Source organism: Kocuria sp. WN036 (assembly GCF_002287015.1).
GTDB lineage: Bacteria > Actinomycetota > Actinomycetes > Actinomycetales > Micrococcaceae > Kocuria > Kocuria rosea.
Map to the genome: position 1 here is coordinate 14,766 of NZ_NSKF01000001.1, position 25,520 is coordinate 40,285.

Annotated in this window: 22 protein-coding genes and 1 riboswitch; of the genes, 10 read left to right on the plus strand and 12 right to left on the minus strand. The window is 72.8% G+C overall.

Translation table 11 applies throughout. The annotated features are described in order from the left end of the window. Positions 1-57: 57 nt before the first annotated feature. Positions 58-1,677, plus strand: coding sequence for an SLC13 family permease (locus tag CK505_RS00085; protein ID WP_095649795.1), 1,620 nt, complete (start codon positions 58-60; stop codon positions 1,675-1,677). A gap of 69 nt (positions 1,678-1,746) precedes the next feature. Here the strand turns inward: CK505_RS00085 and CK505_RS00090 are convergent, their stop codons facing one another. Next, on the minus strand, positions 1,747-2,814 hold the full coding sequence (locus tag CK505_RS00090) for a tartrate dehydrogenase (RefSeq protein ID WP_017833128.1): 1,068 nt from the start codon (positions 2,812-2,814) through the stop codon (positions 1,747-1,749). A gap of 333 nt (positions 2,815-3,147) precedes the next feature. Here CK505_RS00090 and CK505_RS00095 point away from each other — a divergent pair, with 333 nt between their 5' ends. Next, the gene (locus CK505_RS00095) at positions 3,148-4,560 is read left to right on the plus strand and encodes an O-acetylhomoserine aminocarboxypropyltransferase/cysteine synthase family protein (protein ID WP_095649796.1); all 1,413 of its coding nucleotides are present in this window, start codon (positions 3,148-3,150) and stop codon (positions 4,558-4,560) included. After that, a complete protein-coding gene (locus CK505_RS00100) occupies positions 4,557-5,051 on the plus strand; it encodes a CoA-binding protein (RefSeq protein ID WP_095649797.1) in 495 nt (164 codons plus the stop codon). The genes CK505_RS00095 and CK505_RS00100 overlap by 4 nt, the downstream gene beginning before the upstream one ends. Before the next feature lie 66 nt (positions 5,052-5,117). On the opposite strand, the gene CK505_RS00105 is transcribed toward CK505_RS00100, so the two are convergent. The 3 genes from CK505_RS00105 to ilvD form a co-directional block, all read right to left on the minus strand. Then, complete coding sequence (locus tag CK505_RS00105) at positions 5,118-5,639, minus strand: OsmC family protein (protein WP_206539742.1); 522 nt, start codon at positions 5,637-5,639, stop codon at positions 5,118-5,120. Between the two features lie 71 nt (positions 5,640-5,710). Next, entirely contained in the window at positions 5,711-7,195 is a 1,485-nt protein-coding gene (locus CK505_RS00110; RefSeq protein ID WP_095649798.1) for a sodium:alanine symporter family protein, read from the minus strand. Positions 7,196-7,352: 157 nt separating this feature from the next. Then, the gene (gene ilvD / locus CK505_RS00115; protein WP_017833123.1) at positions 7,353-9,185 is read right to left on the minus strand and encodes a dihydroxy-acid dehydratase; all 1,833 of its coding nucleotides are present in this window, start codon (positions 9,183-9,185) and stop codon (positions 7,353-7,355) included. A gap of 217 nt (positions 9,186-9,402) precedes the next feature. Between ilvD and CK505_RS00120 the strand changes: the two genes are divergently transcribed. After that, entirely contained in the window at positions 9,403-10,929 is a 1,527-nt protein-coding gene (locus CK505_RS00120; protein ID WP_095649799.1) for a gluconokinase, read from the plus strand. A 245-nt stretch (positions 10,930-11,174) separates the two neighbouring features. Beyond that, a complete protein-coding gene (locus tag CK505_RS00125) occupies positions 11,175-11,468 on the plus strand; it encodes a hypothetical protein (RefSeq protein ID WP_095649800.1) in 294 nt (97 codons plus the stop codon). Between the two features lie 69 nt (positions 11,469-11,537). Here the strand turns inward: CK505_RS00125 and CK505_RS00130 are convergent, their stop codons facing one another. From CK505_RS00130 to CK505_RS00145, 4 genes are all read right to left on the minus strand, one after another. Continuing rightward, on the minus strand, positions 11,538-12,905 hold the full coding sequence (locus CK505_RS00130; RefSeq protein WP_035927904.1) for a short-chain fatty acid transporter: 1,368 nt from the start codon (positions 12,903-12,905) through the stop codon (positions 11,538-11,540). A 116-nt stretch (positions 12,906-13,021) separates the two neighbouring features. Continuing rightward, positions 13,022-14,242, minus strand: a complete 1,221-nt coding sequence (fahA, locus tag CK505_RS00135; RefSeq protein WP_035927909.1) for a fumarylacetoacetase — start codon at positions 14,240-14,242, stop codon at positions 13,022-13,024. 41 nt (positions 14,243-14,283) lie between these two features. Then, positions 14,284-15,156, minus strand: a complete 873-nt coding sequence (locus CK505_RS00140; RefSeq protein ID WP_255250850.1) for a hypothetical protein — start codon at positions 15,154-15,156, stop codon at positions 14,284-14,286. Next, a complete protein-coding gene (locus tag CK505_RS00145; RefSeq protein WP_095649802.1) occupies positions 15,153-16,379 on the minus strand; it encodes a homogentisate 1,2-dioxygenase in 1,227 nt (408 codons plus the stop codon). The genes CK505_RS00140 and CK505_RS00145 overlap by 4 nt, the downstream gene beginning before the upstream one ends. A 97-nt stretch (positions 16,380-16,476) precedes the next feature. On the opposite strand from CK505_RS00145, the gene CK505_RS00150 reads away from it, so the two are divergent. Both CK505_RS00150 and CK505_RS00155 read left to right on the plus strand, forming a co-directional pair. Next, positions 16,477-17,076: a MarR family winged helix-turn-helix transcriptional regulator gene (locus CK505_RS00150; protein ID WP_095649803.1), complete on the plus strand. Its 600-nt coding sequence runs from the start codon at positions 16,477-16,479 to the stop codon at positions 17,074-17,076. 247 nt (positions 17,077-17,323) lie between these two features. After that, positions 17,324-18,241: a type IV toxin-antitoxin system AbiEi family antitoxin domain-containing protein gene (locus CK505_RS00155; protein WP_095649804.1), complete on the plus strand. Its 918-nt coding sequence runs from the start codon at positions 17,324-17,326 to the stop codon at positions 18,239-18,241. A 73-nt stretch (positions 18,242-18,314) separates the two neighbouring features. Here CK505_RS00155 and CK505_RS00160 read toward each other — a convergent pair whose 3' ends face one another. Genes CK505_RS00160 through CK505_RS00170 form a run of 3 tightly spaced genes read right to left on the minus strand, consistent with a single transcriptional unit; the run spans position 18,315 to position 20,937 of the window. Continuing rightward, on the minus strand, positions 18,315-19,505 hold the full coding sequence (locus tag CK505_RS00160; RefSeq protein ID WP_035927922.1) for an acetyl-CoA C-acetyltransferase: 1,191 nt from the start codon (positions 19,503-19,505) through the stop codon (positions 18,315-18,317). Then, a complete protein-coding gene (locus CK505_RS00165) occupies positions 19,502-20,203 on the minus strand; it encodes a CoA transferase subunit B (RefSeq protein WP_017833114.1) in 702 nt (233 codons plus the stop codon). Before CK505_RS00165 ends, CK505_RS00160 begins: the two co-directional genes overlap by 4 nt. Then, a complete protein-coding gene (locus CK505_RS00170) occupies positions 20,200-20,937 on the minus strand; it encodes a CoA transferase subunit A (protein WP_017833113.1) in 738 nt (245 codons plus the stop codon). The genes CK505_RS00165 and CK505_RS00170 overlap by 4 nt, the downstream gene beginning before the upstream one ends. A gap of 142 nt (positions 20,938-21,079) precedes the next feature. Between CK505_RS00170 and CK505_RS00175 the strand changes: the two genes are divergently transcribed. Next, complete coding sequence (locus CK505_RS00175; protein WP_035927930.1) at positions 21,080-21,859, plus strand: IclR family transcriptional regulator; 780 nt, start codon at positions 21,080-21,082, stop codon at positions 21,857-21,859. Positions 21,860-21,962: 103 nt separating this feature from the next. On the opposite strand, the gene CK505_RS00180 is transcribed toward CK505_RS00175, so the two are convergent. After that, on the minus strand, positions 21,963-22,727 hold the full coding sequence (locus CK505_RS00180; RefSeq protein ID WP_035927934.1) for a 3-hydroxybutyrate dehydrogenase: 765 nt from the start codon (positions 22,725-22,727) through the stop codon (positions 21,963-21,965). A 192-nt stretch (positions 22,728-22,919) separates the two neighbouring features. Beyond that, positions 22,920-23,023, plus strand: a riboswitch (SAM riboswitch). A 13-nt stretch (positions 23,024-23,036) separates the two neighbouring features. Between CK505_RS00180 and CK505_RS00185 the strand changes: the two genes are divergently transcribed. Next, positions 23,037-24,239 (plus strand): cobalamin-independent methionine synthase II family protein, encoded by a 1,203-nt coding sequence (locus tag CK505_RS00185; protein WP_095649805.1) that lies wholly within the window; start codon positions 23,037-23,039, stop codon positions 24,237-24,239. A 40-nt stretch (positions 24,240-24,279) separates the two neighbouring features. Further along, positions 24,280-25,497 carry a cobalamin-independent methionine synthase II family protein gene (locus CK505_RS00190; RefSeq protein ID WP_095649806.1) on the plus strand — a complete coding sequence of 406 codons (1,218 nt, stop codon included), beginning with the start codon at positions 24,280-24,282 and terminating at the stop codon, positions 25,495-25,497. The last annotated feature ends 23 nt before the right edge of the window (positions 25,498-25,520 follow it).

A 25,520-nucleotide genomic window follows, 5' to 3' on the forward strand; every position in this document is an offset into this window, starting at 1 on the left:
CCCGGTGACGTGACTGCTACCTTTCGGGCACGCCCCCGAGACCATGAGGTGGATCACATGAGCGAGCGCCCCGGAAAGATCGTCCCCGAACAGGGCGAGTTCGACTACGAGCCCGACGACCGCGAACCTGCCCGCCCGGCGGCGAAGACCTGGCTCTTCCGCGGCCTCGGCCTGCTGCTGGCCTTCCTGGTCTGGTTCCTGCTCGGCGGCGCGGACGTCTCGGCCGACGCCCGGGTGGTGGGTGCGGTCGCCACGCTGATGGCGGTCTGGTGGATGACCGAGGCGGTGCCGCTGTCCATCACCTCGCTGCTGCCCATCGTGCTCTTCCCGGTGCTCACGGCGCTCACCGTGGCCGAGACGACCGCACCCTACGCCAACCCGATCGTGTTCCTGTTCCTCGGCGGCTTCCTGATCGCGATCGCCATGCAGAAGTGGAACCTGCACCGCCGGATCGCGCTGCTGACCCTGCGCCGGGTGGGCACCCACCCGCGGCAGATCATCCTCGGCCTGATGATCTCCACAGCCTTCCTCTCCATGTGGGTCTCCAACACCGCGACCACGCTGATGATGCTGCCGATCGGGCTGTCCGTGCTGACCCTGGTGGTCGAGAACAGCCGCAACGCCGGCACCCGGGCCGAGACCGAGGCCATGGGCGAGGACATCCGCGGCGGCAAGGCCATCAGCGACGTCATCGACGACCGCGACGTGCGCCTGTTCGGCGTGGCCCTGGTCCTGGCGATCGCCTGGGCCGCCACCATCGGGGGCCTCGGCACCCTGCTGGGGTCCCCGCCCAACGCCATCGTGGCCGGCTACATCAGCGACGAGCTGGACCGGACCGTGGGCTTCGCGCAGTGGATGATGCTCGGCGTGCCGATCGTGGTGGTCTTCATCGGTCTCGCCTGGCTGCTCATCACCCGCGTCATCTTCCGCTTCAACCTGGCGGAGGTGCCCGGCGGCAAGGAGCTGATCAACGAGGAGATCGCCGCCCTGGGGCCCATGAGCAAGGGCGAGAAGACCGTCCTCGTCGTGTTCGTCATCGCCGCGTTCTTTTGGATCGTCCCGGGGCTGCTGTCCGGCATCGGCACCATCGGCGAGCAGCTGCCCTGGCTGGACCTCTTCGACGACACGGTGGTCGCCATCGGCGCCGGCGTGCTGCTCTTCCTGCTCCCCGGGGACAAGCAGGGCAACATGACCCTGGAGTGGAAGGACGCCGAGGAGGGCCTCCCGTGGGGCGTGCTCCTGCTCTTCGGCGGCGGTCTGTCGCTGGCCGCCGCCGTGGCCGGCACGGGCCTGGACGCCTGGTTCGGCGCGCAGGTCTCCGGGCTCGGCGCGCTGCCGATCGTCCTGCTGCTCGCGGCGGTGGTCACGATCGTCCTGCTCCTGACCGAGATCACGTCCAACACCGCCACGGCGGCCACGTTCATCCCGATCCTGGGCGGCGTCGCCGTCGGCATCGGGGTGGACCCCATGACGCTGCTCATCCCGGCGGCGCTGGCGGCCACGTGCGCGTTCATGCTCCCCGTGGGCACCCCGCCCAACGCCATCGTCTTCGCCACCGGCCAGGTCAAGATCGCCGAGATGGTGCGCGGCGGCATCGTCCTCAACATCGTGGGCGTCATCCTGATCACGATCTTCACCGTGCTCATCGGGCCCTTCGCCCTGGGCCTGGTGATCTAGCCCGTCCTCGTCCCGGCACAGGGGGGCCCGTGGGTGTCCACGGGCCCCCCTGTCGTGCCACCTCCTGCGTCAGGGGGCGTCGGTGCACCGGGCCAGCACGGCCTGCGTGAACTGCTCCGTGCTCGCCGTCCCGCCGAGGTCCCCGGTCAGGGTGCCGCCGGCCATGGTCTGCTCGAAGGCGGACTCCAGGTGCCGGGCCGCCCCGGTCTCCCCGAGGTGGTCCAGCATCATGGCGGCCGCCCACATCGTGCCCACGGGGTTGGCGATGCCCTGTCCGGCGATGTCGGGGGCGGAGCCGTGCACCGGCTCGAACATGGACGGGTGGGTCTTCTCCGGGTTCAGGTTCGCGCTGGGGGCGACACCGATCGAGCCGGCCGCCCCGGCGGCGAGGTCGGAGAGGATGTCGCCGAAGAGGTTGGAGGCGACGATCACGTCGACGCTCCGCGGCTTGAGGACCATCCGGGCGGCCAGCGCGTCGATGAGGACCTTCTCGACCGTCACGCCCGGGTACTCGGCGACCGTGGCCTCCACGACCTCGTCCCAGAACGGCATGGTGTGGATGATGCCGTTGGACTTCGTGGCCGAGACCAGCCGGCCCGTGCGGCGCTGGGCCAGCTCGGCGGCGTAGCGGGCGATCCGGGTGACGCCGGCGCGGGTGAACACGGACTCCTGGACGGCCATCTCCTCGGGCCGGCCGCGGTAGAGCCGGCCGCCGACCTCGGAGTACTCGCCCTCGATGTTCTCGCGGACGACGACGAGGTCCAGCTCGTCGAGCCCGCGCAGGGGCGAGGTCACGCCCGGGAGGATCCGGATCGGCCGGAGGTTGACGTACTGGTGGAACTCGCGGCGGATGGGGATCAGCAGGCCCCACAGGGTGACGTCGTCGGGGATGTCCGGGGCGCCCACCGCCCCGAGCAGGACGCCGTCGCCGGAGGCGAGCTGCTCGATGCCGTCGACGGGCATCATCCGGGAGTGGGCCCGGTAGTGGTCGGAGCCCCACCCCCGCTCGCGCCAGTCGACGGTGAAGCCGTGCGCCTGCGCCAGCGCGTCGACGCAGCGCAGCGCGGACGGCATGACCTCCTGGCCGATGCCGTCACCGGCGATCACGTCGATGGTGTAGTGCCGTGTCCTCGTCACCAGGTCCTCCGCAGCGTCGTGGGCGCGGGAAAGGCGGGCGCCTTCCGCGCATGGCGCAGATCATAGCGCCCCGGCCGGCCCGCCCGGGGTGCGGGCGGCGCCGCCCCGGGCCGGCGGTTGGCGCGGGGCGGCCCCGGGCAGCACAATGGGAGGCAGCCATCCCGAGCGGCCGAGGGACCTGGACCGACGACGCCGCAGCAACCGTGGTCGACGTCGCAGACCGCACGGTGCTACCGCCAGGACCGATGGGGCACCGCACCCCCGGCACCCCCGCCGGGACCCTCCTGACGCCCGGGACCGTCCAGCGGCACCACTCGCACGAGGAGCTTCCCCATGGCCGACCACCAGTTCGGGTTCCGCACCCGCGCCCTGCACGCCGGGGGCACCCCCGACGCCGAGCACGGCGCCCGCGCGGTCCCGATCTACCAGACCACCTCGTTCGTCTTCAAGGACGCCGACGACGCCGCCAACCTGTTCGCCCTGCAGAAGTACGGCAACATCTACTCCCGCATCGGCAACCCGACCGTCGCGGCGTTCGAGGAGCGCATCGCGTCCCTCGAGGGCGGCATCGGCGCCGTGGCCACCGCCTCCGGCATGTCCGCCGAGTTCCTCGTGTTCGCCGCGCTCGCCCAGGCCGGGGACCACATCGTGGCCTCCGCCCAGCTCTACGGGGGCACGGTCACCCAGCTGGACGTCACCCTGCGCCGTTTCGGGATCGAGACCACGTTCGTCCCCGGCACCGACCCCGCCGACTACCGGGCGGCGGTGCGCCCGGGCACCAAGGCCGTCTACACGGAGGTCGTGTCCAACCCCTCCGGCGACGTCGCGGACCTGGAGGGCCTGGCGGCGGTCGCGCACGAGGCCGGCGTGCCGCTGGTCGTCGACTCGACCATGACCCCGCCGTACCTGGTCCGCCCGATCGAGCACGGGGCGGACATCGTCATCCACTCGGCCACCAAGTTCCTGGGCGGGCACGGCACCACGCTGGGCGGCGTCGTCGTCGAGTCCGGCCGCTTCGACTGGGCGAACGGCAACTTCCCGTCCATGACGGAGCCGGTGCCCACGTACAACGACGTCACCTGGTGGGGGAACTTCGGGGAGTACGGATTCCTGACCCGGCTGCGCACCGAGCAGCTGCGGGACATCGGCCCCGCCCTGGCGCCCCAGTCCGCCTGGAACCTGCTCCAGGGCGTGGAGACGCTGCCGCAGCGCATGGACGCGCACCTGGCCAACGCGCGGGCCGTCGCGCGGTGGCTGGAGGAGGACCCCCGGGTCTCCTACGTCAACTGGGCCGGGCTGCCGAGCCACCCCCATCACGAGCGGGCCCGGCGGTACCTGCCCCTCGGCCCGGGCTCCGTGTTCGCGTTCGGGGTCTCCCCCACGGACCGGCTCGGAGGGCGGGAGGTCGGCGCTCGCTTCATCGAGAACCTGCAGCTGGCCAGCCACCTCGCCAACATCGGGGACGCCCGCACCCTCGTCCTGCACCCCGCCTCCACCACGCACCAGCAGCTGAGCGCCGAGCAGCTGGTCGGCGCGGGGGTGCGGGAGGACCTCATCCGCCTGTCGGTGGGCCTCGAGGACGTCGAGGACATCCTCTGGGACCTCGACCAGGCCCTCACGGCGGCCACCGGCCTGCCCCGGGAGACCCCCGGCCGCGCGGCCGGCGCCCCGGCCGGCGCCACCGCCGACGACACCGCTGCTGCCGACGCCGACGCCGACGTCACGACCGAAGGAGCGCTCCGATGACCGCCGAGACCCGCACGTGGACTGGGCCGAGCGCGCCCGAGCGGCTGAGCATCCTGCACGGCACCGAGTCGATCGCCGTCGTGGGCGCGTCCGACAAGCCGTCCCGCGCCTCCTACTTCGTCTCGACCTACCTGCTGTCCTCCTCGCCGTACCGGGTGTACTTCGTCAACCCGGCGCTGCGGGAGATCATGGGCCGGCCCGTCTACCCGTCCCTCGCGGACCTGCCGGAGACGCCCGATGTCGTCGACGCGTTCCGGCGCCACGACGACCTCCCCGGCGTGGCCCGCGAGGCCGTGGCCGTCGGGGCGCGGACCCTGTGGCTGCAGCTGGGGTCCTGGCACGAGGAGGCCGCCCGGATCGCCGAGGAGGGCGGGCTCTCCGTGGTCATGGACCGCTGCCTGAAGATCGAGCACGCCCGCTTCCACGGCGGGCTCCACCTGGCCGGCTTCAACACCGGGGTCATCTCGTCGAAGCGCCAGGTCCTGTCCTGAACGCGGAACGGCTCCGTGCGCCCTGGGGCGCACGGAGCCGCTCCGCGTCCGGCGAGGATGCGGCCGCTACACGCGCTCGACGACGAACGCCACGTCCGTGTTCAGGCTCTGGCTGACCACGCAGTACCGCTCGGTCGACTTGGCCAGCCGCTGGAGGGTGGCGTCGTCGGCGTCGGTGTCGAGGCGGACAGTGAGGACGACGTCCTGGACCCCCACGGCCACGGACCGGTCCAGGCCCAGCGTCCCGCGGGCGTCGAACATGCCCTCCGCGCGGAGCTCGGCCGACCGGATCGGCACGCCCATGGCCGTCGCCACGCTGCGCAGGGTCACGCCCGCGCAGGCCGCGAGCGCGTCGAGGAGCATGTCCCCGGAGCAGGCGTCGCTGCCGTCACCGCCGGTGGCGGCGTGCAGGCCGGCCCGCACCGGCCCGGCCCACGAGTCGACGGTGGTCGTGAGCCCGGGATCGCGGAAGTCGCCGCGGGCGTGCAGGGGTGTGCGGGCCTCCTCGGGGTGCTCCCGGTAGCGTTCCTTGAGGGGGGCCTGCAGCTGCCGCAGGGCCGAGGCGTCGATGTCCGTACGAGATTCCATGACCTCACTGTAGAGGGGCCGGGGCCGGGGCCGCCACGCGGTCCCGGCCCCGGCCTGCTGCTCCGTGCCCGTCAGCGGGTCCTCGTGGGCTTCTGCGCCAGCTCGTCCCAGTAGCCGCGGGTGGTCACCACGTCGGTGCCGTCCCACGCGCCGAGCCCGGACAGGCCCGGGACGTCGCCGCTGTGGAAGATCGGCTCGAGGCCCTGCTTGCGCTGGGCCTCGTAGTTCCGGAGCACCCGGACGGCCACGCCGGCGAGCAGCACCAGGGCCACCAGGTTGATGGTGGCCATGACCGCCATGAACAGGTCGGCCAGGGACCAGACGAGGTCCAGGGCCAGCACGGCGCCGCCGAAGACGAACACCAGCACGAGCACGCGGTAGGCGGTCATCGCCGCGGGCGAGCCCGTGAGGAAGCGGACGTTGGACTCGCCGTAGTAGTAGTTGCCGATCACGGAGGTGAACGCGAACAGGAAGATCGCCACGGTCAGGAAGTGCACCGCCCAGTTGCCCAGCTGCAGGGCCAGCGCGGACTGGGTCAGGGACGCGCCCTCCCGGCCGCCGAACTCGGGGTTGGAGAGGAGCACGATGAACGCGGTGATCGAGCAGATCAGCCAGGTGTCGAAGTACACGCCGAGCGCCTGCAGGAAGCCCTGCTTCGCCGGGTGGGACACGGACGCGGTGGCGCCGGCGTTGGGGGCCGACCCCATGCCGGCCTCGTTGGAGAACAGGCCGCGCTTCATGCCCTGGATGATGACGCCGATCAGCCCGCCGGTGACGAACTCGCGGATGCCGAAGGCCCCCTCGAGGATCTGGCCGAGCACGGCGGGGACCTCGCCGAGGTTCAGGAAGACCACGAGCAGGCCCAGCAGGAGGTAGAGCACCGCCATGATCGGGACGACGATCTCGGAGACCGCGGAGATCCGGCGGATGCCGCCGAAGATGATCGCGGCGGTCAGCCCCACGAGCACGGCGCCGACCAGGATCCGGAACCACAGGGCCTCCGCCGCCGCGATGTCCACGCCCAGGGAGCCGCCGAGCGCGTCCACGATCGAGTTGGACTGCACGGAGTTGAACACGAACCCGTAGGTAAAGGTGATGACGACCGCGAAGAGCAGCCCCATCCAGCGGGCGCCGAGGCCGCACTCCATGTAGTAGGCGGGCCCGCCCACGTAGCCGGTGGGCGCCTTGATCTTGTAGAGCTGGCCCAGCAGGGACTCCGTGAACGCGCTGGCCGCGCCGATGCCGGCGATCACCCACATCCAGAACACGGCGCCCGGCCCGCCCAGGCTGATGGCGATCGCGACGCCGGCGATGTTGCCGGTGCCCACCCGGGACGCGGCGGAGACGGTGAAGGCCCGGAACGCGGAGATGCCCTTCTGGCCGTCCTCGGCCAGACCGGGCTTGTCGTTGAGCACCCGGAACATCTCCGGGACCAGCCGCAGCTGCACGACGCCGGTGCGGACGGTCAGGTAGAGGCCCACCCCGATGAGGATGGTGAAGACCACGTTCCACACCCAGCCGCCGAGGGTGCCCACGAGATCGGTGACGAGTTCCATTGCAGCTCCGAACTGTGACGGACGCGGGTCCCCGGCGTGGGGTCTGCGGGGCCCGCGTGAAAGACCGGGCGCAGCGGTTGCGCGCCCCGACGGAACTCTAGTGGAAGTGACCCGCGTCTCGGTGCCCTGCGGGCGCCGGAATCACGGCCGGAGGGGGTCAGATCACGCGCACGGCGCCCTTGTCCGCGGAGGTGACCATCGAGGCGTAGGCGCGCAGGGCCTTGGAGACCTGGCGCTCGCGCGGCTTCGTGGGGTACCACGGGGCCGGCCCCCTGGCCTGCCGCCGGGCGGCCAGCGTCGCGTCGTCCACGTTCACGCGCAGCACGCGCCGGGCGACGTCGATCTCGATCTCGTCGCCGGTCTCGATGAGGCCCACGGCGCCGCCGGCGGCGGCCTCCGGGGAGATGTGCCCGATCGAGAGGCCGGAGGTGCCGCCGGAGAAGCGGCCGTCGGTGATGAGCGCGCACTCCCGGCCGAGGCCGAGGCCCTTGAGGTAGGAGGTCGGGTAGAGCATCTCCTGCATGCCCGGTCCGCCCTTGGGGCCCTCGTGGGTGATGACCACGATGTCGCCGGGCTCCACGTTCTTGGACAGGATCTCGAAGACGGCCTCGTCCTGGGACTCGACCACGAAGGCCCTCCCCACGAAGTGGAACAGCTCCTCGTCGATGCCGGCGGTCTTGATGACCGCCCCGTCCTCGGCGATGTTGCCGTAGAGGATCGCCAGGCCGCCGTCCCGCGTGTAGGCGTGCTCCACCGAGCGGATGCAGCCGTCCTCGCCGTCGAGGTCCAGGGACTCGAACGTGTTGGCCGTGGAGAACGCCTGCGTGGTGCGCACGCCGCCGGGCGCGGCGTGGAAGAGCGCCCGGGCGCGCTCCGAGGACCGCCCGCTGCGGACGTCCCACTCGTCCAGCCAGGTGGCCAGGTCCGGGGCGTGCACCGAGTGCACGTCCTCGTTGAGCAGGCCTGCGCGGCGCAGCTCGCCGAGGAGCGCGGGGATCCCGCCGGCGCGGTGCACGTGCTCGATGTGGAACCGCGTGGAGTTCGGCGCGACCTTGCACAGGCAGGGCACCCGGCGGGACAGGGCGTCGATGTCCGGGAGGGTGAAGTCGACCTCGCCCTCCTGGGCCGCGGCGAGGATGTGCAGGATCGTGTTGGTGGACCCGCCCATGGCGATGTCCAGGGCCATGGCGTTCTCGAACGCGGCCTTGGTGGCGATGTTGCGCGGGAGCACGGACTCGTCGTCCTGCTCGTAGTACCGGCAGCACAGGTCCACCACCCGGCGGCCGGCCTCGAGGAAGAGCTCCTTGCGGGCCACCTGGGTGGCCAGCGTGGTGCCGTTGCCGGGCAGGGACAGGCCGAGGGCCTCGGTGAGGCAGTTCATGGAGTTGGCGGTGAACATGCCCGAGCAGGACCCGCAGGTGGGGCAGGCGTTGCGCTCGATCTGGCCCAGCTGCTCGTCGGTGACGGACTCGTCGACGGCCATGGACATCGCGTCCACGAGGTCCAGGCGGTGCTCCACGACGCCCTCGACGGCCTCGCCGGACTCCATGGGCCCGCCGGAGACGAAGACCACCGGGATGTTCAGCCGCAGCGCGGCCAGCAGCATGCCCGGCGTGATCTTGTCGCAGTTGGAGATGCAGACCAGGGCGTCGGCCCGGTGGGCGTTGACCATGTACTCCACGGAGTCCGCGATGATGTCGCGGGAGGGCAGGGAGTAGAGCATCCCGTCGTGGCCCATCGCGATGCCGTCGTCGACCGCGATGGTGTTGAACTCCTTGGCCACGCCCCCCGCCTCCCGGATCGCGGAGGCCACGAGGTCGCCCATGTCCTTGAGGTGCACGTGGCCCGGCACGAACTGCGTGTAGGAGTTCGCGATCGCGACGATCGGCTTCCCGAAGTCGTCGTCGCCCATGCCGGTGGCGCGCCACAGGGCGCGGGCGCCGGCCATGTTGCGGCCGTGGGTCGAGGTGCGGGAGCGGAGGTGGGGCATGGCGGAGCTGGGTCTCCTCGGTCGGGGATGTCCGGTGGCGGGGCGGGCGGCGCACGGGCCGTGGGGCACCCGGGCCGGCCGCCGGCGGTCCGCCGTCCAGAATACGCTTTTCGACCGCAACGTCCTGGTGGGCGGACCCGCGTCTCACGATGTGACCGTCGCGCCGCGCCGCCTCCTACACTGGGGCCAGCCGCGCAGCCCCCAGGAGGAGCCGACCATGAGCCACCACCCGACGCCCCCACGGCCGGACGACGGCGCCGCGTTCAGCGTGGACCTGCGCGAGGCCCTCGATCCGCTGGTGATGGCCCTGGACGTCGGCTCCACGGGCAGCCGGGGCGGTCTGCACGACGCCACGGGGACCCCCGTGCGGGGCTACCGGCACAAGATCGAGCACGAGTTCACCACCGCGGCGGACGGGACCTCCGTGATCGACCCCGACCAGGTGACGGAGGAGCTCGCGGCGGTCCTCGACCTCGTCCTGGCCGACCCCGCACTGGCCGGCCGGGTCGCGGGCGTCGCCCTGGACACCTTCGCGTCCTCGCTGGTCGGCGTCGGGGCCGACGGCGCCGCGGTCACCACGTGCTTCACCTACGCCGACTCCCGGTGCGCCGAGCAGCTGGCCGGGCTGCGCGGCGAGCTCGACGAGCCCGCCGCCCTGCAGCGCACGGGCGCCCGCCTGCACACCTCGTACCTGGCCCCGCGGCTGCGGTGGCTCCGGGAGACGGACCCGGAGGCGTGGGGGCGGGCCCGGCGGTGGATGTCCCTGGGCGAGTACGTGCACCTGCGCCTGCTGGGCACCGCGCGCGCCGGGACCGCCACGGCCGCGTGGACCGGGATGCTGGACCGCCGCACGGGCCGGTGGGACGAGCCCCTGCTCCTGGCCTGCGGGCTGGACGCGGAGCAGTTCAACCCGCTCGCCGACCCGCACGAGCCGATCCCGGACGTCGCCGCGTCCGTGGCCGAGCGCTGGCCGGTCCTCGAGGGCGCGGCGTGGTTCGCGCCGGTGGCCGACGGGCTGAGCGCGAACCTCGGCACGGGCGGCACCGACGCCTCGACGATGGTCGTCTCCACCGCCACCTCGGGGGCCGCGCGCGTGCTGCTGCACCGGATCCCCGAGCGGGTGCCGCCGGGGCTGTGGTGCTACCGCGTGGACGGGGCACGGTGCCTGCTGGGCGGCGCCCTCAACGACGTCGGCCGGGCGCTCGCCTGGCTCGAGCGCACGGTGATCCTGCCGGAGAGCACCACGCTCGCGGACGTCGCCGCCGCGGACGTGTCCGGATCCACCCCCGTGGCCCTGCCGTTCTTCACGGGCGAGCGCTCGACGGGCTGGGCCGGCGGCGCCCGGGCGGTGTTCGCCGGCGTCTCGGCCTCCAGCACCGGGGCCGACCTGGCCCGCGGGGTGCTCGAGGGCGTCGCGGTCTCGTACGCCCGGGTGGCCGAGCAGCTCGAGGACGCCGCCGGCGGCGTGGACCGCGTGGTGGCCTCCGGCAGCGCGTCGCAGGACGTGCCGGAGCTGCTGCAGCTGCTCGCCGACGCCCTCGGCAAGCCGGTGGCGCGGGCCGAGTTCAAGCGGGCGACCCTGCGCGGCACCGCCCTGCTCGCCCTCGAGAGCCTCGCCCCGGACGTGGAGCGGGCCTCCCCGCCCTACGGGCCGGAGCACCGGCCGGTGCCCGGACGCGCGGAGCACTACCGCACCGCGCGCGCCCGCTTCGAGGAGCTCTACGGGGCGGTCGTCGGCTCCTGACCCGGCCGGGCGGCTCGGCGTCGCCTGGGTGCCGGCCGGGTGTTCCCTCACACTCGGACACAATGGTGTACCTCCGCTAATACCGTGGTCCCGGCACGGCCGCTTTCCTACCGTGGAGCCTGTGGGTGCGGGTGCGTGCTCCCTCCGGAGCTCGGGCACCCTGCTTCCGCACCCCCTACCCCCGCACCCCCGCACCCCCGCACCGCCGCACCGCCGCACCGCCGCACCGCACGGAAGGAACCACGATGGAGGACTCCCTGGGCCGGGAACAGACCGTCGGACTGCACCAGGCGCTCGAGCGGGCGTCGATCGGGCACCGCCGGCTCTGGGTCCGCTACCTGTACCTGGGCGGGACGGCCGACGAGCTCGAGGTCAGCGCGTACCTGCACCAGTGCCTGGACCTGCCGGTCCGCGAGCGGGACCTGCTGAGCTGGGCGGCCAACACCCTCCTCGACCGCCGGTACCACCCGCGCGTGCCCTCGAGCGCCGACTTCCTGCGCCACGGCACCGGCCGCGGCGCCCCGGAGCGCACCGCCTGAGCACACGCTCCCCGGCCGCCGCGGCACGGATCCAGCGGCACGGAGCCGGCGGCGCGGGCCGAGGCCCGTTCAGCCCGCGCCGACGAGCAGCAGGGTCGCCCCGAACACCAGGCCCGAGACCACGAGCACCACGGTGGTGTAGCCCAGGATGTCGCGGATCTTGAGCCCGGCGATGGCCAGCAGCGGCAGCGCCCAGAACGGCTGGATCATGTTGGTCCACTGGTCGCCGTAGGAGATCGCCATGATCACCACGGCCGGGTCCACGTCGAGGCGGGCGCCGGCGTCCAGCAGGATCGGGGCCTGCACGGCCACCTGCCCGCCGCCGGAGGGGACGAAGAAGTTCACGAGCCCCGCCGAGAGGAAGGCGAGCAGCCCCAGCGTCTGGGGCGTGGCGACGGCCACGACCGAGTCGGAGAGCACCTGGATCAGGCCGGTCGCCGCCATCATCCCCATGATCCCGGCGTAGAGCGGGAACTGCAGGAGGATGTCGCCCACGTTCGCGGCGGCGTTCTTGATCAGCGCCATGACCTCGAAGGCGTTGCGCGCGAGCAGGAAGATCAGGCCCAGGAACATCCAGTTCACGACGTCGAGCGTCACCGTCCCGCCCTCGGCGAAGTGCAGCACCAGGTAGCCGGCGAGCGCCAGTCCCACGACCAGGGTGGGGACGCGGCTGGCGTCGAGCCGGTCGGCGGGGGTGACGACCTCCTCCTCGGTGACCGTCTGCTCCGAGGCGGCGAGGGCGGCTGCGGTCATCCGGTGGGCGGGGTCCACGGCCCGGGGCGCGATGAGCCACAGGGCCAGCGCGACGAGGACCACGGTGGCGACGACGGCGGTGAGGTTCCAGGCGGAGAACGTGGTCTCGGTGATGGGCACGGTGCGTCCGAGCTGCTCCTCGATGAAGGAGCCGGGGGTGGCCGCGGTGAGCGGCCCGGACCCGGAGTAGCCCATGTGCCAGACCACGAACCCGGAGAAGCCGGAGGCCACGAGCATCGGGAAGCTCAGCTCCAGGCCGCGTCGGTCCCCCGCGGCGGCGACGTCGCGGGCGAGCAGGGCGCCGACGACGAGGCCGAGCCCCCACGTGATGAGGGAGGCGACCGCCGCCACCAGGAACACGAACACGTACGCCTGGAGGGGCGTCCGGGGCACCTGCGCCAGGGCGCCGAGCAGCCGGCGCACAGGACGGGTGTTGGCGAGGGCGTGGCCCAGCAGCAGGATCAGCGCCATCTGCGTCATGAACGCGAGCAGCCCGGCGAGCCCCTCGCCCCAGCCGCGCAGCACGTCGGCGGGTCCGGCGTCGGTGAGCAGCAGGGCCATGAGCCCGACGGCGACGCTCAGCAGGATGGCGAAGTTGAGCGCGGACGGGATGTACTTCTCGACGACCGAGTTGACGGGCCGCATCGCCCGGGCGATCGCGGGTTCACGGGTGCCGGTGCTCATGGCGGGGACTCCTGCTGTCGGCGGGCGCTCGGGCGGCCACGCCCTCCCCCGCCGGCCGCGGCGCGGCGGGGTCGGCGGGGGTGATCGTGGTCACCGGCGGGGGACGGGACCAGTATTCAGGTGGCGGGCAGGATCGTGGCGGTGCACTCGCCGAAGTCGATGACGGAGCCGCCAGGGCCGGGCGCGGTGCCGGTGAGGGTCACGCTCTGGCCGTCGGCCAGGAACGTCATCTCGGTGCCCCCGGGCAGGGCGAACGGCTCCTTGCCGCCCCAGGAGAGCTCCAGGAAGGACCCGCGCTGGTCCTTCTCCGGGCCGGAGACGGTGCCGGAGCCGAAGAAGTCCCCCGGGCGCAGGGACGCGCCGTTGACGCTCATGTGCGCGACCATCTGGGGTGCGGTCCAGTACAGGGTGGACGCCGGGGGGTGCGAGACGGTCCGGCCGTCCACGCTCACGCCCAGGGTGATGTCCAGTCCCCACGGCTCCTTGCCCTCGTCGTCGAGGTAGGGGGCGAGCTCGTGCTCGCGCGCCGGGGGCGCCACGCGGGCCGCGGTCAGGGCCTGCCAGGGCACGACCCACAGCGAGATCGAGGACGCGAAGGACTTGCCCAGGTAGGGGCCCAGGGGGACGTACTCGTAGGCCTGGATGTCGCGGGCGGACCAGTCGTTGAACAGCACCACCCCGAAGAGGTGCTCTGCCGCCGCCTGCTCCAGGGAGACCTCCCCGGCCGGGGCCGCCCCGCCGAGGACGAAGCCGAGCTCCGCCTCGATGTCCAGGCGGCGGGAGGGGCCGAAGCTGGGCGGCCCGTCCTGCTCGGGGCGCAGGCCCTTGGGCCGGGGGAAGTCCTTGCCGGAGGGGATCACGGTGCCGGCCCGGCCGTGGTAGCCCACGGGCAGGTGCTTCCAGTTGGGCAGCAGCGGGGCCTGGTCCGGACGGAACATCCTCCCCACGTTGGAGGCGTGGTGCTCGGAGGCGTAGTAGTCGACGTAGTCGGCCACCGTGAACGGCATGTGCAGGGCGATCCCGTCCACCGGATGGGAGGCCTGCTCCACCGTGTCCGCGAGCCCGTCGGCGGTCACGACCTCGACGAGCCAGGCCCGCAGCGCGGTCCAGGTCCCGTGGCCGGCCGCGAGCAGCGCGTCCAGGTTCGGGGCCGACACCGCCGTGCGCGCGGCGTCGTCGAGCCCCTCCACCGTGGCGGCCAGGGCTGCGACGTCGATCGCCCGGTCCCCCAGGCGCACCCCCAGGCGCGGGTCCCCGCCGGTGGGCGAGAAGGAGGCGTAGGGCAGGTTCTCGGGGCCGAAGCCCTCGGCGGCGAAACGGTCGGCGGCGGTGCTCACGGGGTGGATCTCCTTGGACGTGGGGGGACGGTGGCGCCGTGTCAGGTGAGGCCGTGCGGGAAGAGGCCGAGGCGCTCGAGGCTCGCGGCGGGCTCGCCCACGCTGCACGTCCCGAAGGACGTGAAGGACCCGCGCCAGGACCCGTCGGAGGACCGGGCGAGCTCGACGAGCGGTGCCGGGTCGGTCTCGGTGAGCAGCCGGGCCACCCGCTCGGCGGGCTCGTGGGCGCGGGCGGCCTCGGTGGCCATCGCGACGTTGAGGAAGCCGTGGTGGGTGAACCCCGTGGCGGGGTTCGTGTACCGCACGGCCTCGTGCAGCCCGGCGGTGAGCTTGAACGGGATCCGGGCGGCCACGGCCTCGGTGAGCACCGCGGCCAGCTGCTCGGGGCTGGGGAACAGGTGCGCCTCGATCCCGCCGGTGCGGTGCTTGAGGCGCAGCCCGGTGCCCTCCAGCAGCTCCAGCGCCCCGCCGCGGACCTGGTCCGCGGTCAGCTCCACGTAGACCGGGACGTCCTGCACCCGGGCCGCCTCGGTGATCTGCGCCTGCCAGGCGTCGGTGTCCGACGGGTCGGTCCTGAGCTCGACCGAGACGACCCGCAGCTCGGGCCCGGTCTGCTCGACGGCGTCCAGTGCGGCCTGCAGCTGCCCGGTTGGCGTCACGACGGAGACCTCGACCGCCCGGCCGCCGCGGTCCAGGCCGGCGGCGATGCGCCGGGCCTCCGGCAGGTCGTCGAGCTTCAGCACGGCCGGACCCACGGCGGCGACGAGCGGGTCCGCCCACCGCGCCACGTGGTCCGTGACCGCCTTCTCCAGCGGGGCGAGTCCCGGCGGGAAGGTCGCGGCGTCGTCGAAGAACGCAACGAACTGGGCCGGGACGCGCCGCTCGGCGGTCTCCGTGGTCGGGGCGGCGCTCACGAGTTCGACCAGAGCCCGCCGGTCCACTCCCGGCCGGGGGTCCAGGACGTGACGTACTTGCCGTCGTCGCCGGCCAGGCCTGCCTCGCCCAGCTCCAGCGGGGCGAAGGTGTCGACCATGACGGCGGTCTCGTCGAAGTACTCCACGCCCAGGGACTTCTCGATCGCCCCGGGCTGCGGGCCGTGCGGGTGCCCGCCCGGGTGCAGGGAGATCGACCCCCTGCCGATGCCCGAGCCCTTGCGCGCCTCGTAGTCCCCGTCCACGTAGAACATGACCTCGTCCGAGTCCACGTTCGAGTGGTAGTAGGGCACCGGGACGGCCAGCTCGTGGTAGTCGACCTTCCGCGGCACGAAGTTGCAGATCACGAAGTTGCGCCCCTCGAAGACCTGGTGCACGGGCGGCGGCTGGTGCACCTTGCCGGTGATCGGCATGTAGTCCTTGATGTTGAAGGTGTACGGGTAGAGGCACCCGTCCCAGCCCACCACGTCGAAGGGGTGCTGCGGCAGGACGTGGACCGTCCCGTCCAGGCCCGAGGGGCCGCGGCCGCGGTGCTTGACGTAGACGTCCACGTCGGTCTCGTCCCGCAGGAGCACTCCGGTGGGACCGTGCAGGTCGCGCTCGCAGTAGGGGGCGTGCTCGAGCAGCTGCCCGTACTTGGAGAGGTAGCGGTGCGGCGGGGTGATGTGGGAGTTCGCCTCCACGAAGTAGAGCCGAGCCGTCTCGCCCTCCCGCAGCACCCAGCGGTGGATCGTGGCGCGCGGGATCATGACGTAGTCGCCCTCGACGGCCTCGAGCGGGCCGAACTGGGTCTCCACCAGGGCGGAGCCGCGCTCCACGTAGACGCACTCGTCGCCCACGGCGTTCTTGTATAGCGGGGACGTCTTCCCCACCCAGGCGTAGGAGAGCCGCACGTCCGCGTTGCCCATCACCAGCCGGCGGCCGGTCACCGCGTCGGTTCCGGCTGCCTGCTCCTCGGTGAACAGCTCGTGCAGCTTCAGGTGCCGCGGCAGCAGGGGGTCGTTGGGGGTCAGGGTCTGTTCGGGCAGCTCCCAGCCGCGGGTCCCGACGATCGCCGAGGGGATGTGCCGGTGGTAGAGCAGCGACGAGTCGGAGGAGAAGCCCTCCTCGCCCATGAGCTCCTCGTAGAGGATCCTGCCCTCGTCGTCCTTGAACAGGGTGTGACGCTGCCGGGGCACCGGGCCCAGCTGCCGGTAGTAGGCCATGGCCGTCTCCTTGCGTGTGGCGGTCTGTGATCCAGCTCTCCCCCAGATAGTAAAGCGTTGTATTATATGGGGCAACCCCTCCCCTAGAATCGACGCCATGCCCCTCGCCGACCGCACCGAGCCCCCAGCGACGCCCACCGGGGCGTCCACCGAGGCGTCCTCCGCGACGCCCTCCGCCGCCGCGCTGCCCGACTACTGGTCCTTCGTCCAGGCCGCCCAGCGCCGGATCTCCGAGGAGTTCCCCGACGCCGATCTCGCGGCCAACCGGGTGTTCCTCTCGCTCAACCGGTCCTCGTCCACCGCGGTCTACGACTTCGAGTCGTCGATCCACCGCCCCGCCGGCGGGACCTGGTCGAGCTTCCGGCTGCTCCTGGCCCTCTGGGTGGCCGGTCCCCTCAACCCCCACGAGGCCGCCCGCCTCACGGGGATGAGCCGCGCGGCGGTCTCCAACCTGACGGGCACGCTGGTCGGCAAGGACCTGCTCCGGCGCGAGGCCTCCGCCGCCGACGGCCGGTCCGTGACCCTGCACCTCACCGATGCCGGGCAGGAGAAGATCCGCACGGCGTTCCGGGCCCAGAACGACCGGGAGAGCCAGTGGGCCGAGGCCCTCACCGAGGAGGAGCAGCACACGCTCGTGACGCTGCTGGAGAAGCTCATGGAGCAGCGCGAGCGGATCGGCGCCCGCGCCCGCAAGTAGCCCCGCGGGCGGAGCACCGCCGGGACCGCAGATCACCCCCTCGCCGGATGACCCGCTGGGGCCCGGGTGACCACGATTTTTCGTGGTCACCCGGGCCCCAGCGGGTCATCGGATCATTCCGGGATCAGGCGCGTCAAGTTCCGTCCGCACTGCACGCCGGGCGCTCACGCATCCCCCTCCCGGGCACCGTCCCCGTGCCGGGCCGGACCTCGGACGGGCGGGCCCCGCCGCGGTGAGCCTGACCCCCATGACCACGCTGCCCGGCCGGCTCCTGACCCTTGAAGCGCTGCAGGACCTCGGCCTCTCGCCGTCCACCGTCACCCGGGCCGTCCGCCGGGGCGACCTCCTCCGGATCCGGCAGGGGGTGTACGCGACACCGTCCTGGTGGCGGGACCTGGGAGCGGAGGGACGGCTGCGGCAGATGCACGCCGCCCTGGCCCTGCGCGCCGCCAGTGCCCCGGTGTTCGGGCACTCCTCGGCGGCCCTGCTCCACGGCCTGGACCTGCTGCACCGACCGGCGGCACCGCACGTCGTCTCTCCGCCCGGCCACGGTTCCCGGAACAACCGGACCTGCGTCCACCACTGGGCCGAGCTGCCGCCGGAGCACGTCGTCCGAGTGGGCGGGCTGCTGGCCACGTCCGTGCCCCGCACCGTGCTGGACTGCGCGTCCACCCTGCCCCTCCGCGAGGCGGTGGTGACCGCCGACCACGCCCTCCGCCGGGGCACCGAGCGCGCGGAACTCCTCGCCCTGCTCGAGCGCCGCGCCGGCGCGCCGGGGTGCCGCCGGGCCCGGCGGATGCTCGACCTCGCCGACGGTCGCTCCGAGTCGCCCGGCGAGACGCTGACCCGGCTGGTGCTGCTTCGCGCGCGACTGCCCCGGCCGGAGCTGCAGGTGCGCATCCGGACGCCGCGCGGCCTGTATCGCGGGGACTTCGGGTGGCGGGCGCAGCGCCTGCTCCTGGAGTTCGACGGCGACACCGAGTACTACGACCACGGCCCCACCGACCGGGTCCTCGTGCAGGAGCGGCGGCGGGAGAAGGACCTCGCCAACGCCGGATGGCGGATCCTGCGGACGGACTGGGCCACCGTGGTGCATCGGCCGGACGACCTGGTGGCTCTCGTGCGCCGGGAGCTCGCCGCGCGTGACCGCAGGATCATCGAATGACCCGCGGGGGCCCGGGTGACCACGAAGAATCGTGGTCACCCGGGCCCCCGCGGGTCAGCGGAGGGGGCGGGGGTCAGTCGCGGTAGAGCAGCAGCGCCTCGCCCTGGCCGCCGCCGCCGCACAGCGAGACCGCGGCCCGGCCGGAGCCCCGGCGAGAGAGCTCGAACGCCGCGTGCAGCGCCAACCGGGCCCCGGAGGCGCCGATCGGGTGCCCGACGGCCACAGCGCCGCCGTGGATGTTGGCCTTCTCCACCGAGTAGTCGAGGTCGCGCAGGGACTGGATCAGCACGGACGCGAACGCCTCGTTGATCTCGATGAAGTCCAGGTCCTGCACGGACCAGCCGGCCCGCTCGAGCGCGGCCTCGATCGCCCGGGACGGCTGGGAGTGCAACGAGGTGTCGGGGCCGGCCACCTGGCCCGGGGCACCGACCACGGCCAGGTACTCGAGGCCGTGGCGCTCGGCGTACTCCCGGCTGGTCAGGACCACGGCGGCCGCGCCGTCCGAGAGCGGCGAGGAGTTGCCGGCGGTGATCGTGCCGTCCTTCGCGAACGCGGGGCGCAGCCTCGCCATGGACTCCGCGCTGGAGTCGGGGCGCACGCCCTGGTCGGTGTCGACGACGAGCGGGTCGCCCTTGCGCTGCGGGACGGACACGGGGGCGATCTCGTCGCGGAAGACGCCCTCCTCCGCGGCGCGGGCCGCGCGCTGGTGGCTCAGGGCAGCGACCTGGTCCTGCTCCTCGCGGGAGATCGAGCGCTCGCTGTTGCCGGACTCGGTGAGCGAGCCCATGGACACGCACGCGGCGACGTCGACGAGCCCGTCCTTGGCCACCGCGTCCTCGAGCTTGAGGTCGCCGTAGCTCTTGCCCTGCCGCACGCCCATCGCGAGGTGCGGGGCGTTGGTCATGGACTCCTGGCCGCCGGCCACGACGATCTCGGCCTCGCCCGCGCGGATCATCCGGGCGGCGTTGGTGATGGCCACGAGCCCGGAGAGGCAGACCTTGTTGACGGTCTCGGCGGGCACGCTCAGCGGGATGCCCGCGGTGACGGCCGCCTGGCGGGCCGGGTTCTGCCCGGCGCCGGCCTGCAGGACGTGGCCCATGAGCACGTAGTCCACCTGCTCGGGGGCGATCCCGCCGCGCTCGAGCGCGGCCCGGATGGCGTGGGCGCCCAGCTCGGCCGCGGTGAAGGACGCCAGGTGGCCCAGGATCTTGCCCTGGGGCGTGCGGGCGCCGGACAGGACGACGACGTCGGTGGCGGTGCTCATCGGTTCTCCTCAGCGCCGCCGGCGGCGGCGGTCTCGGTGGGGACGGTGTCGGGGGTGACGTCCTGCAGGTCCGTGCGGAAGGACGCCTCGGTCTTCTCGCGGATCTCGTCCTCGGTGACCCCGGGGGCGAGGCTGCGCAGCACGAGCTCGCCGTCCTCGACGTCGAACACGCACAGGTCCGTGACGATGCGGTCGACCACGCGCACCCCGGTGAGCGGGAGATCGCACTCGGTCTTGATCTTGGCGGAGCCGTCCTTGGTGACGTGCTCGGTCAGCACGACGACGCGCGGGGTGCCGGCCACCAGGTCCATGGCGCCGCCCATCCCCTTGACCATCTTGCCGGGGATCATCCAGTTGGCGAGGTCACCGGTGCCGGAGACCTGCATGGCGCCGAGGATCGCGATCTTGACGTGGCCGCCGCGGATCATCCCGAAGGACGTGGCGGAGTCGAAGATGGAGGCCCCGGGCAGCAGTGTGATGGTCTGCTTGCCGGCGTTGATGAGGTCCGGGTCCTCGTCGCCCTCGTAGGGGAACGGGCCCATGCCGAGCACGCCGTTCTCGGACTGCAGCACCACGTCGACGCCCTCGGGCAGGTTGTTGGCCACGAGGGTGGGGATGCCGATGCCGAGGTTGACGTAGTCGCCGTCGGAGAGCTCGACGGCGGCGATCGCCGCCATCTCGTCGCGGGTCCAGCTCATGCCTGGTCTCCGTTCTGCTGGGCGGCCCGCCCGGCGGGGCGGGGGCGGACGGTGCGCTGCTCGATGTCCTTGGGCGCGCCGCTGTACTGCGCGACGTGCTGGACGTAGACGCCCGGGGTCACGATGTGGTCGGGGTGGATCTCGCCGACCGCCACGACGTGCTCGACCTCGGCGAAGGTGACCTTCCCGGCGGTCGCGACGATCGGGTTGAAGTTGCGCGCGGTGTAGCGGTAGACGAGGTTGCCGTCGGCGTCCCCGGTGTGGGCGTGGACCAGGGCGATGTCGGCGACGATGCCGCGCTCCTGCACGTAGGTCTCGCCGTCGAACTCGGCGTGCGGCTTGCCCTCGGCCACGAGGGTGCCGACCCCGGTCTTCGTGTAGAAGGCGGGGATGCCCGCGCCGCCGGCTCGGAGCCGCTCGGCGAGGGTGCCCTGGGGGTTGAACTCGACCTCGAGCTCGCCGTCCAGGTACTGCTGGGCGAACAGCTTGTTCTCGCCCACGTAGGAGGCGAGGACCTTCTTCACCTGGCGGTTCTCGAGCAGGACCCCGAGGCCCTTGCCGTCCACGCCCATGTTGTTGGAGACCACCGTGAGGTCCGTGACCCCGGAGTCCCGCACCGCGTCGATGAGATCCCGGGGGATCCCGCTCAGCCCGAACCCGCCCACGGCGAGCGTCATGCCGTCCCGCAGGCTCTCCGCCAGCAGCTCGGCGGCGTTGTCTCTGACCTTGGACACCCTTGTCCCTTCCTCTCGTCGGACTGTGACCCAGCACTCAATCTAGGGAGCCTCCACATGCCGGTCAACAGATCCGGCGGCACGACTGCGCTTCTCCTCAGCATCCGGCCATTCGTCCCCTGACTGTCCATATAGTGGAGTCATGGGACAGGAGCGGACGACGGGCCAGGGGACCCAGGTGGTCCACCGGGTGGGGCAGCTGCTGCGGGCCGTCGCGGGGCGGGAACGGGGCAGCACGGTGGCGGAGCTCGCCGCCGAGACCGGGCTGACCCGCCCCACTGTGCACCGGTTGCTCACGGGACTGGCCGAGGAGGGCCTCGTGGACCGCGACGCCGGGACCGGGGCCTGGCAGCTGGGCCCCGAGCTGTACGTGCTGGGCGCGGTGGCGGCCCACCGCTATCCGATCCGGGAGCTGGCCGGGCCCTCGCTGCGCCGGCTCGCGGAGGCCACCGGCGAGAGTGCGTTCCTCTCGGTCCGCCGCGGGCTGGAGACGGTCTGCCTGGCGCGCGTGGAGGGCGCCTTCCCCATCCGCTCCCACGTCCTCTACGAGGGGCTGCGGCTGCCGCTCGGCGTGGCCTCGGCGGGGCTGGCGGTCCTGGCCCACCTCCCGGACGCGGAGGTGGACCGGGTCCTCGCGGCCACGGCCGGGGCCCGCGCCGAGTGGGGCCCGCTGCACACGCCCGAGCGGATCCGGGAGCTGCTCGCGGACGTCCGGCGGGAGGGCTTCGCCGTGAACCCGGGGCTGATCGTCGAGGGCAGCTGGGGCATGGCCGCCGCGGTCTTCGACGCGACGGGCGCGCCGGTCTACGCGCTGAGCCTCACGGGCATCGAGCCCCGGTTCAGCGGCGAGCGCCGGCAGCTCCTGGGCCGGGCCCTGCTCACGGAGGCCCACCGGCTCTCCCGGGAGCTGGGTCACCGCTGAGCGACCCGGACCGGCGGCGGACCGTCCGGACCACCAGGTCAGTCCGGGCCGCCGGGGTGTCCGGACGCGGCGCCGCAGTGCGCCGCCGCGGCCCGAGGCGGGCTCAGCGCGCCGTCCAGCCGCCGTCCATCGTGTAGGAGGCCCCGGTGACCATGGACGCGTGCGGTCCGGCCAGCCACGCGACCAGGCTGCCGACGTCCTCCGGGTCCACGAGCTTCTTGATCGGCGTCTCGCCGAGCATGATCCGCTCCACCACCTCGGACTCGGGGATCCCGTGCACCCTCGCCTGGTCGGCGATCTGCTTCTCGACGAGCGGGGTGCGCACGTAGCCGGGGTTGATGCAGTTGCTCGTCACCCCGTGGGCCGCGCCCTCCACCGCGACGGTCTTGGACAGCCCCTCCAGGCCGTGCTTCGCCGAGACGTAGGCGCTCTTGTAGGGGGACGCCCGCAGCCCGTGCACGGAGGAGACGTTGATGACGCGCCCCCAGCCCCGCTCGTACATGTGCGGCAGCGCGGCGCGCACCAGCAGGAACGGGGACTCCAGCATCAGCACCAGGATCCGGTGGAAGTCCGCGGGGTCGAACTCCTGGAGGGGGGCGACCTTCTGGATGCCGGCGTTGTTGACCAGCACGTCGACCTCGAGGCTCAGCTCGGCGAGCGCCGCGGTGTCGAGCAGGTCGACGGCCCACGCGCGGCCGCCGAGCTCGTCCGCGACGCGCTGCGCCCCGGCCTCGTCGACGTCGGCCACGACCACGTGCGCGCCGGAGCCGGCGAGGGCCCGGGCGGCGGCCAGGCCGATGCCGCTCGCGCCACCGGTGACGAGCGCCGTGCGGCCCTCGAGGTCCTGCTGCTGGGGCGTCTGGGACATGGGGGTCCTTCCTCTGGTCCGTCGTGCCCGCGGGGTGAGGGGCACGGATCACCGCCACGGTATGTGATCCAGGCCATGTTCGCGAAGGACAGCTCCTCCCGGGAGTGCGCGCCGGGTCGCGTCACACGGCGTCATGTCCGTCATCCGGGCGCCGAATGGCGCAGCGCGCACGGGTGCGCTTGGATGACAGGGTCACCATCCAGAGCGGCCGAGAGATCTGGCTCGACGACGCCGCAGCAACCCGGGCGACGGCATCCCCGTCCCGCCTCCGGTGCTACCGCCAGGACCGATGGAAAGGACGCACGACCCATGCTGCGAAGCGCCGACCGCATCCGCACGACCCACGCCGGGTCCCTCCCGCGCACCCCGGCGCTGCTCGAGGCCAACCGGGCGAAGGGGGCCGTCCCGGAGGCGGAGTACGACCGGCTCCTGCAGGACTCGGTGGTCGACGTGGTCCGCCGACAGCGCGAGCTCGGGATCGACGTGGTCAACGACGGCGAGTACGGCCACGTCATGGCCGCGGAGGTCGACTACGGCGCGTGGTGGCACTACGTCTTCGCCCGGATCTCGGGCCTCACCCCCGGCGACGTGGACCTGTGGGAGCAGGAGCCGCAGCGCTCCTCGCCCGGCAGGGTGGTCCTGACGAGCTTCGGGGACCGCCGGGACCGCCGGCTCTTCCACGAGGCGTACACGGACCCCTCCTCGGGCATCACCACGGGCAAGCAGGCGCCGTTCCCGAAGATCACCGGGAAGCTGGAGTACACGGGCCACGCGGCGCTGGAGGCGGACATCCGCAACCTCAAGGCCGGGCTGCAGGCCACGGGCGCGAGCGAGGGCTACCTCGCCGCGCTGTCCCCGGGCTCGTGCGCGCGGCTGGAGAACACCCACTACGCGGACGAGGACGAGGTGCTGACCGCCTGCGCCGAGGTGATGCGCGAGGAGTACCGGGCGATCACCGACGCCGGGCTGATCGTGCAGATCGACGACCCGTCCATCGCGGAGAACTGGGACCAGGTCAATCCCGAGCCCGACGTGGAGGACTACCTCGCGTTCACCCGCAAGCGGGTCGAGGCCCTCAACTACGCCCTCGAGGGCATCCCGGAGGAGCAGGTGCGCTTCCACCTGTGCTGGGGCTCCTGGCACGGCCCGCACACCACGGACCTCGGGTTCGAGCACCTGGTGGAGCTCATGCTCTCCATCAGGGCCGGCGGCTACAGCTTCGAGGCCGCCAACGCCCGGCACGAGCACGAGTGGAAGGTCTGGCAGGACCACGAGCTGCCTGAGGGCAAGATCATCATCCCGGGGATCGTCTCCCACGCCACCAACGTGGTGGAGCACCCGGAGCTGGTGGCCGACCGGATCGAGCGCTTCGCCCGCCAGGTGGGCCGCGAGAACGTGATCGCCTCGACCGACTGCGGCCTGGGCGGGCGGATCCACCCGCAGATCGCCGCGGCGAAGCTCGAGACCCTCGCCCGCGGGGCCGAGCTCGCCTCCCGCCGGCTCTGGTCCTGACCGGCCCCCGACCTTCCCGCAGACCCTCAGGAGGACACGCATGACCATGCAGAACACCGACCACGTGCAGACCACCCACGTGGGCTCCCTGCCGCGGACCCCGCGGCTGCTCGAGGCCAACCAGCGGCACGCCGAGGGCGCCATCACGTTCGAGCAGCTCACCGACGAGCTCGCCGTGGGCGTCGAGGACGTGGTGCGCCGGCAGCGCGAGAGCGGCGTGGACGTGGTCAACGACGGCGAGTACGGGCACACGATGTCCAGCGCGGTCGACTACGGCGCGTGGTGGAACTACTCTTTCTCCCGCCTCGGAGGGCTCACCCCGACCGACGAGGACCGGTGGGCGTCCACGGAGAAGAGGCGCTCCTCGCCCGGCCACATCGTGCTCACGAGCTTCCCGGACCGCCGGGACCGCGAGCGCTTCCGGGAGGCGTACGAGGACCCGGCGTCGGGCATCCTCACCGGGCGCTCCTCGACCACGCAGCCCAAGATCACCGGGCCGCTGACCTACACGGGACAGGAGGCCGTGGCCTCGGACGTCCGCAACCTCCGGGCGGCCATGGCGGCCACCGGGGCGCAGACCGGGTTCGTGGCCGCCCTCTCCCCCGGCTCCGCCGCGCGCGTGACGAACGAGTACTACAGGACCGACGAGGAGCTCGTCTACGCGTGCGCCGACGCGATGCGCGAGGAGTACCTGGCGATCACGGACGCCGGGCTGACCGTGCAGATCGACGACCCGTCCATCGCGGAGTCCTGGGACCAGATCAACCCCGAGCCCACGGTCGAGGACTACCTGGCGTTCACGCGGCTGCGCGTCGAGGCGCTCAACCACGCGCTGCGGGGGATCCCCGAGGAGCAGGTCCGCTTCCACCTGTGCTGGGGCTCCTGGCACGGCCCGCACACCACGGACCTCGAGCTGAAGCACCTCGTGGACCTGATGCTGACCATCAACGCCGGCGGCTACACCTTCGAGGGCGCCTCCGCCCGGCACGCCCACGAGTGGAAGGTCTGGAAGGACCACGCGCTGCCCGAGGGCCGCGTGATCATCCCGGGCGTGGTCTCCCACTCGACGAACGTGGTGGAGCACCCGGAGCTGGTGGCCGACCGGATCGAGCAGTTCGCCTCGGTCGTGGGCCGCGAGAACGTCGTCGCGTCGACCGACTGCGGTCTGGGCGGGCGCCTGCACCCGCAGATCGCCTGGGCCAAGCTCGAGTCCCTCGTCGAGGGAGCGCGCCTGGCCACGGAGCGGCTCTACCGCTGAGCCGCATCCCGGCGTCCCCGACG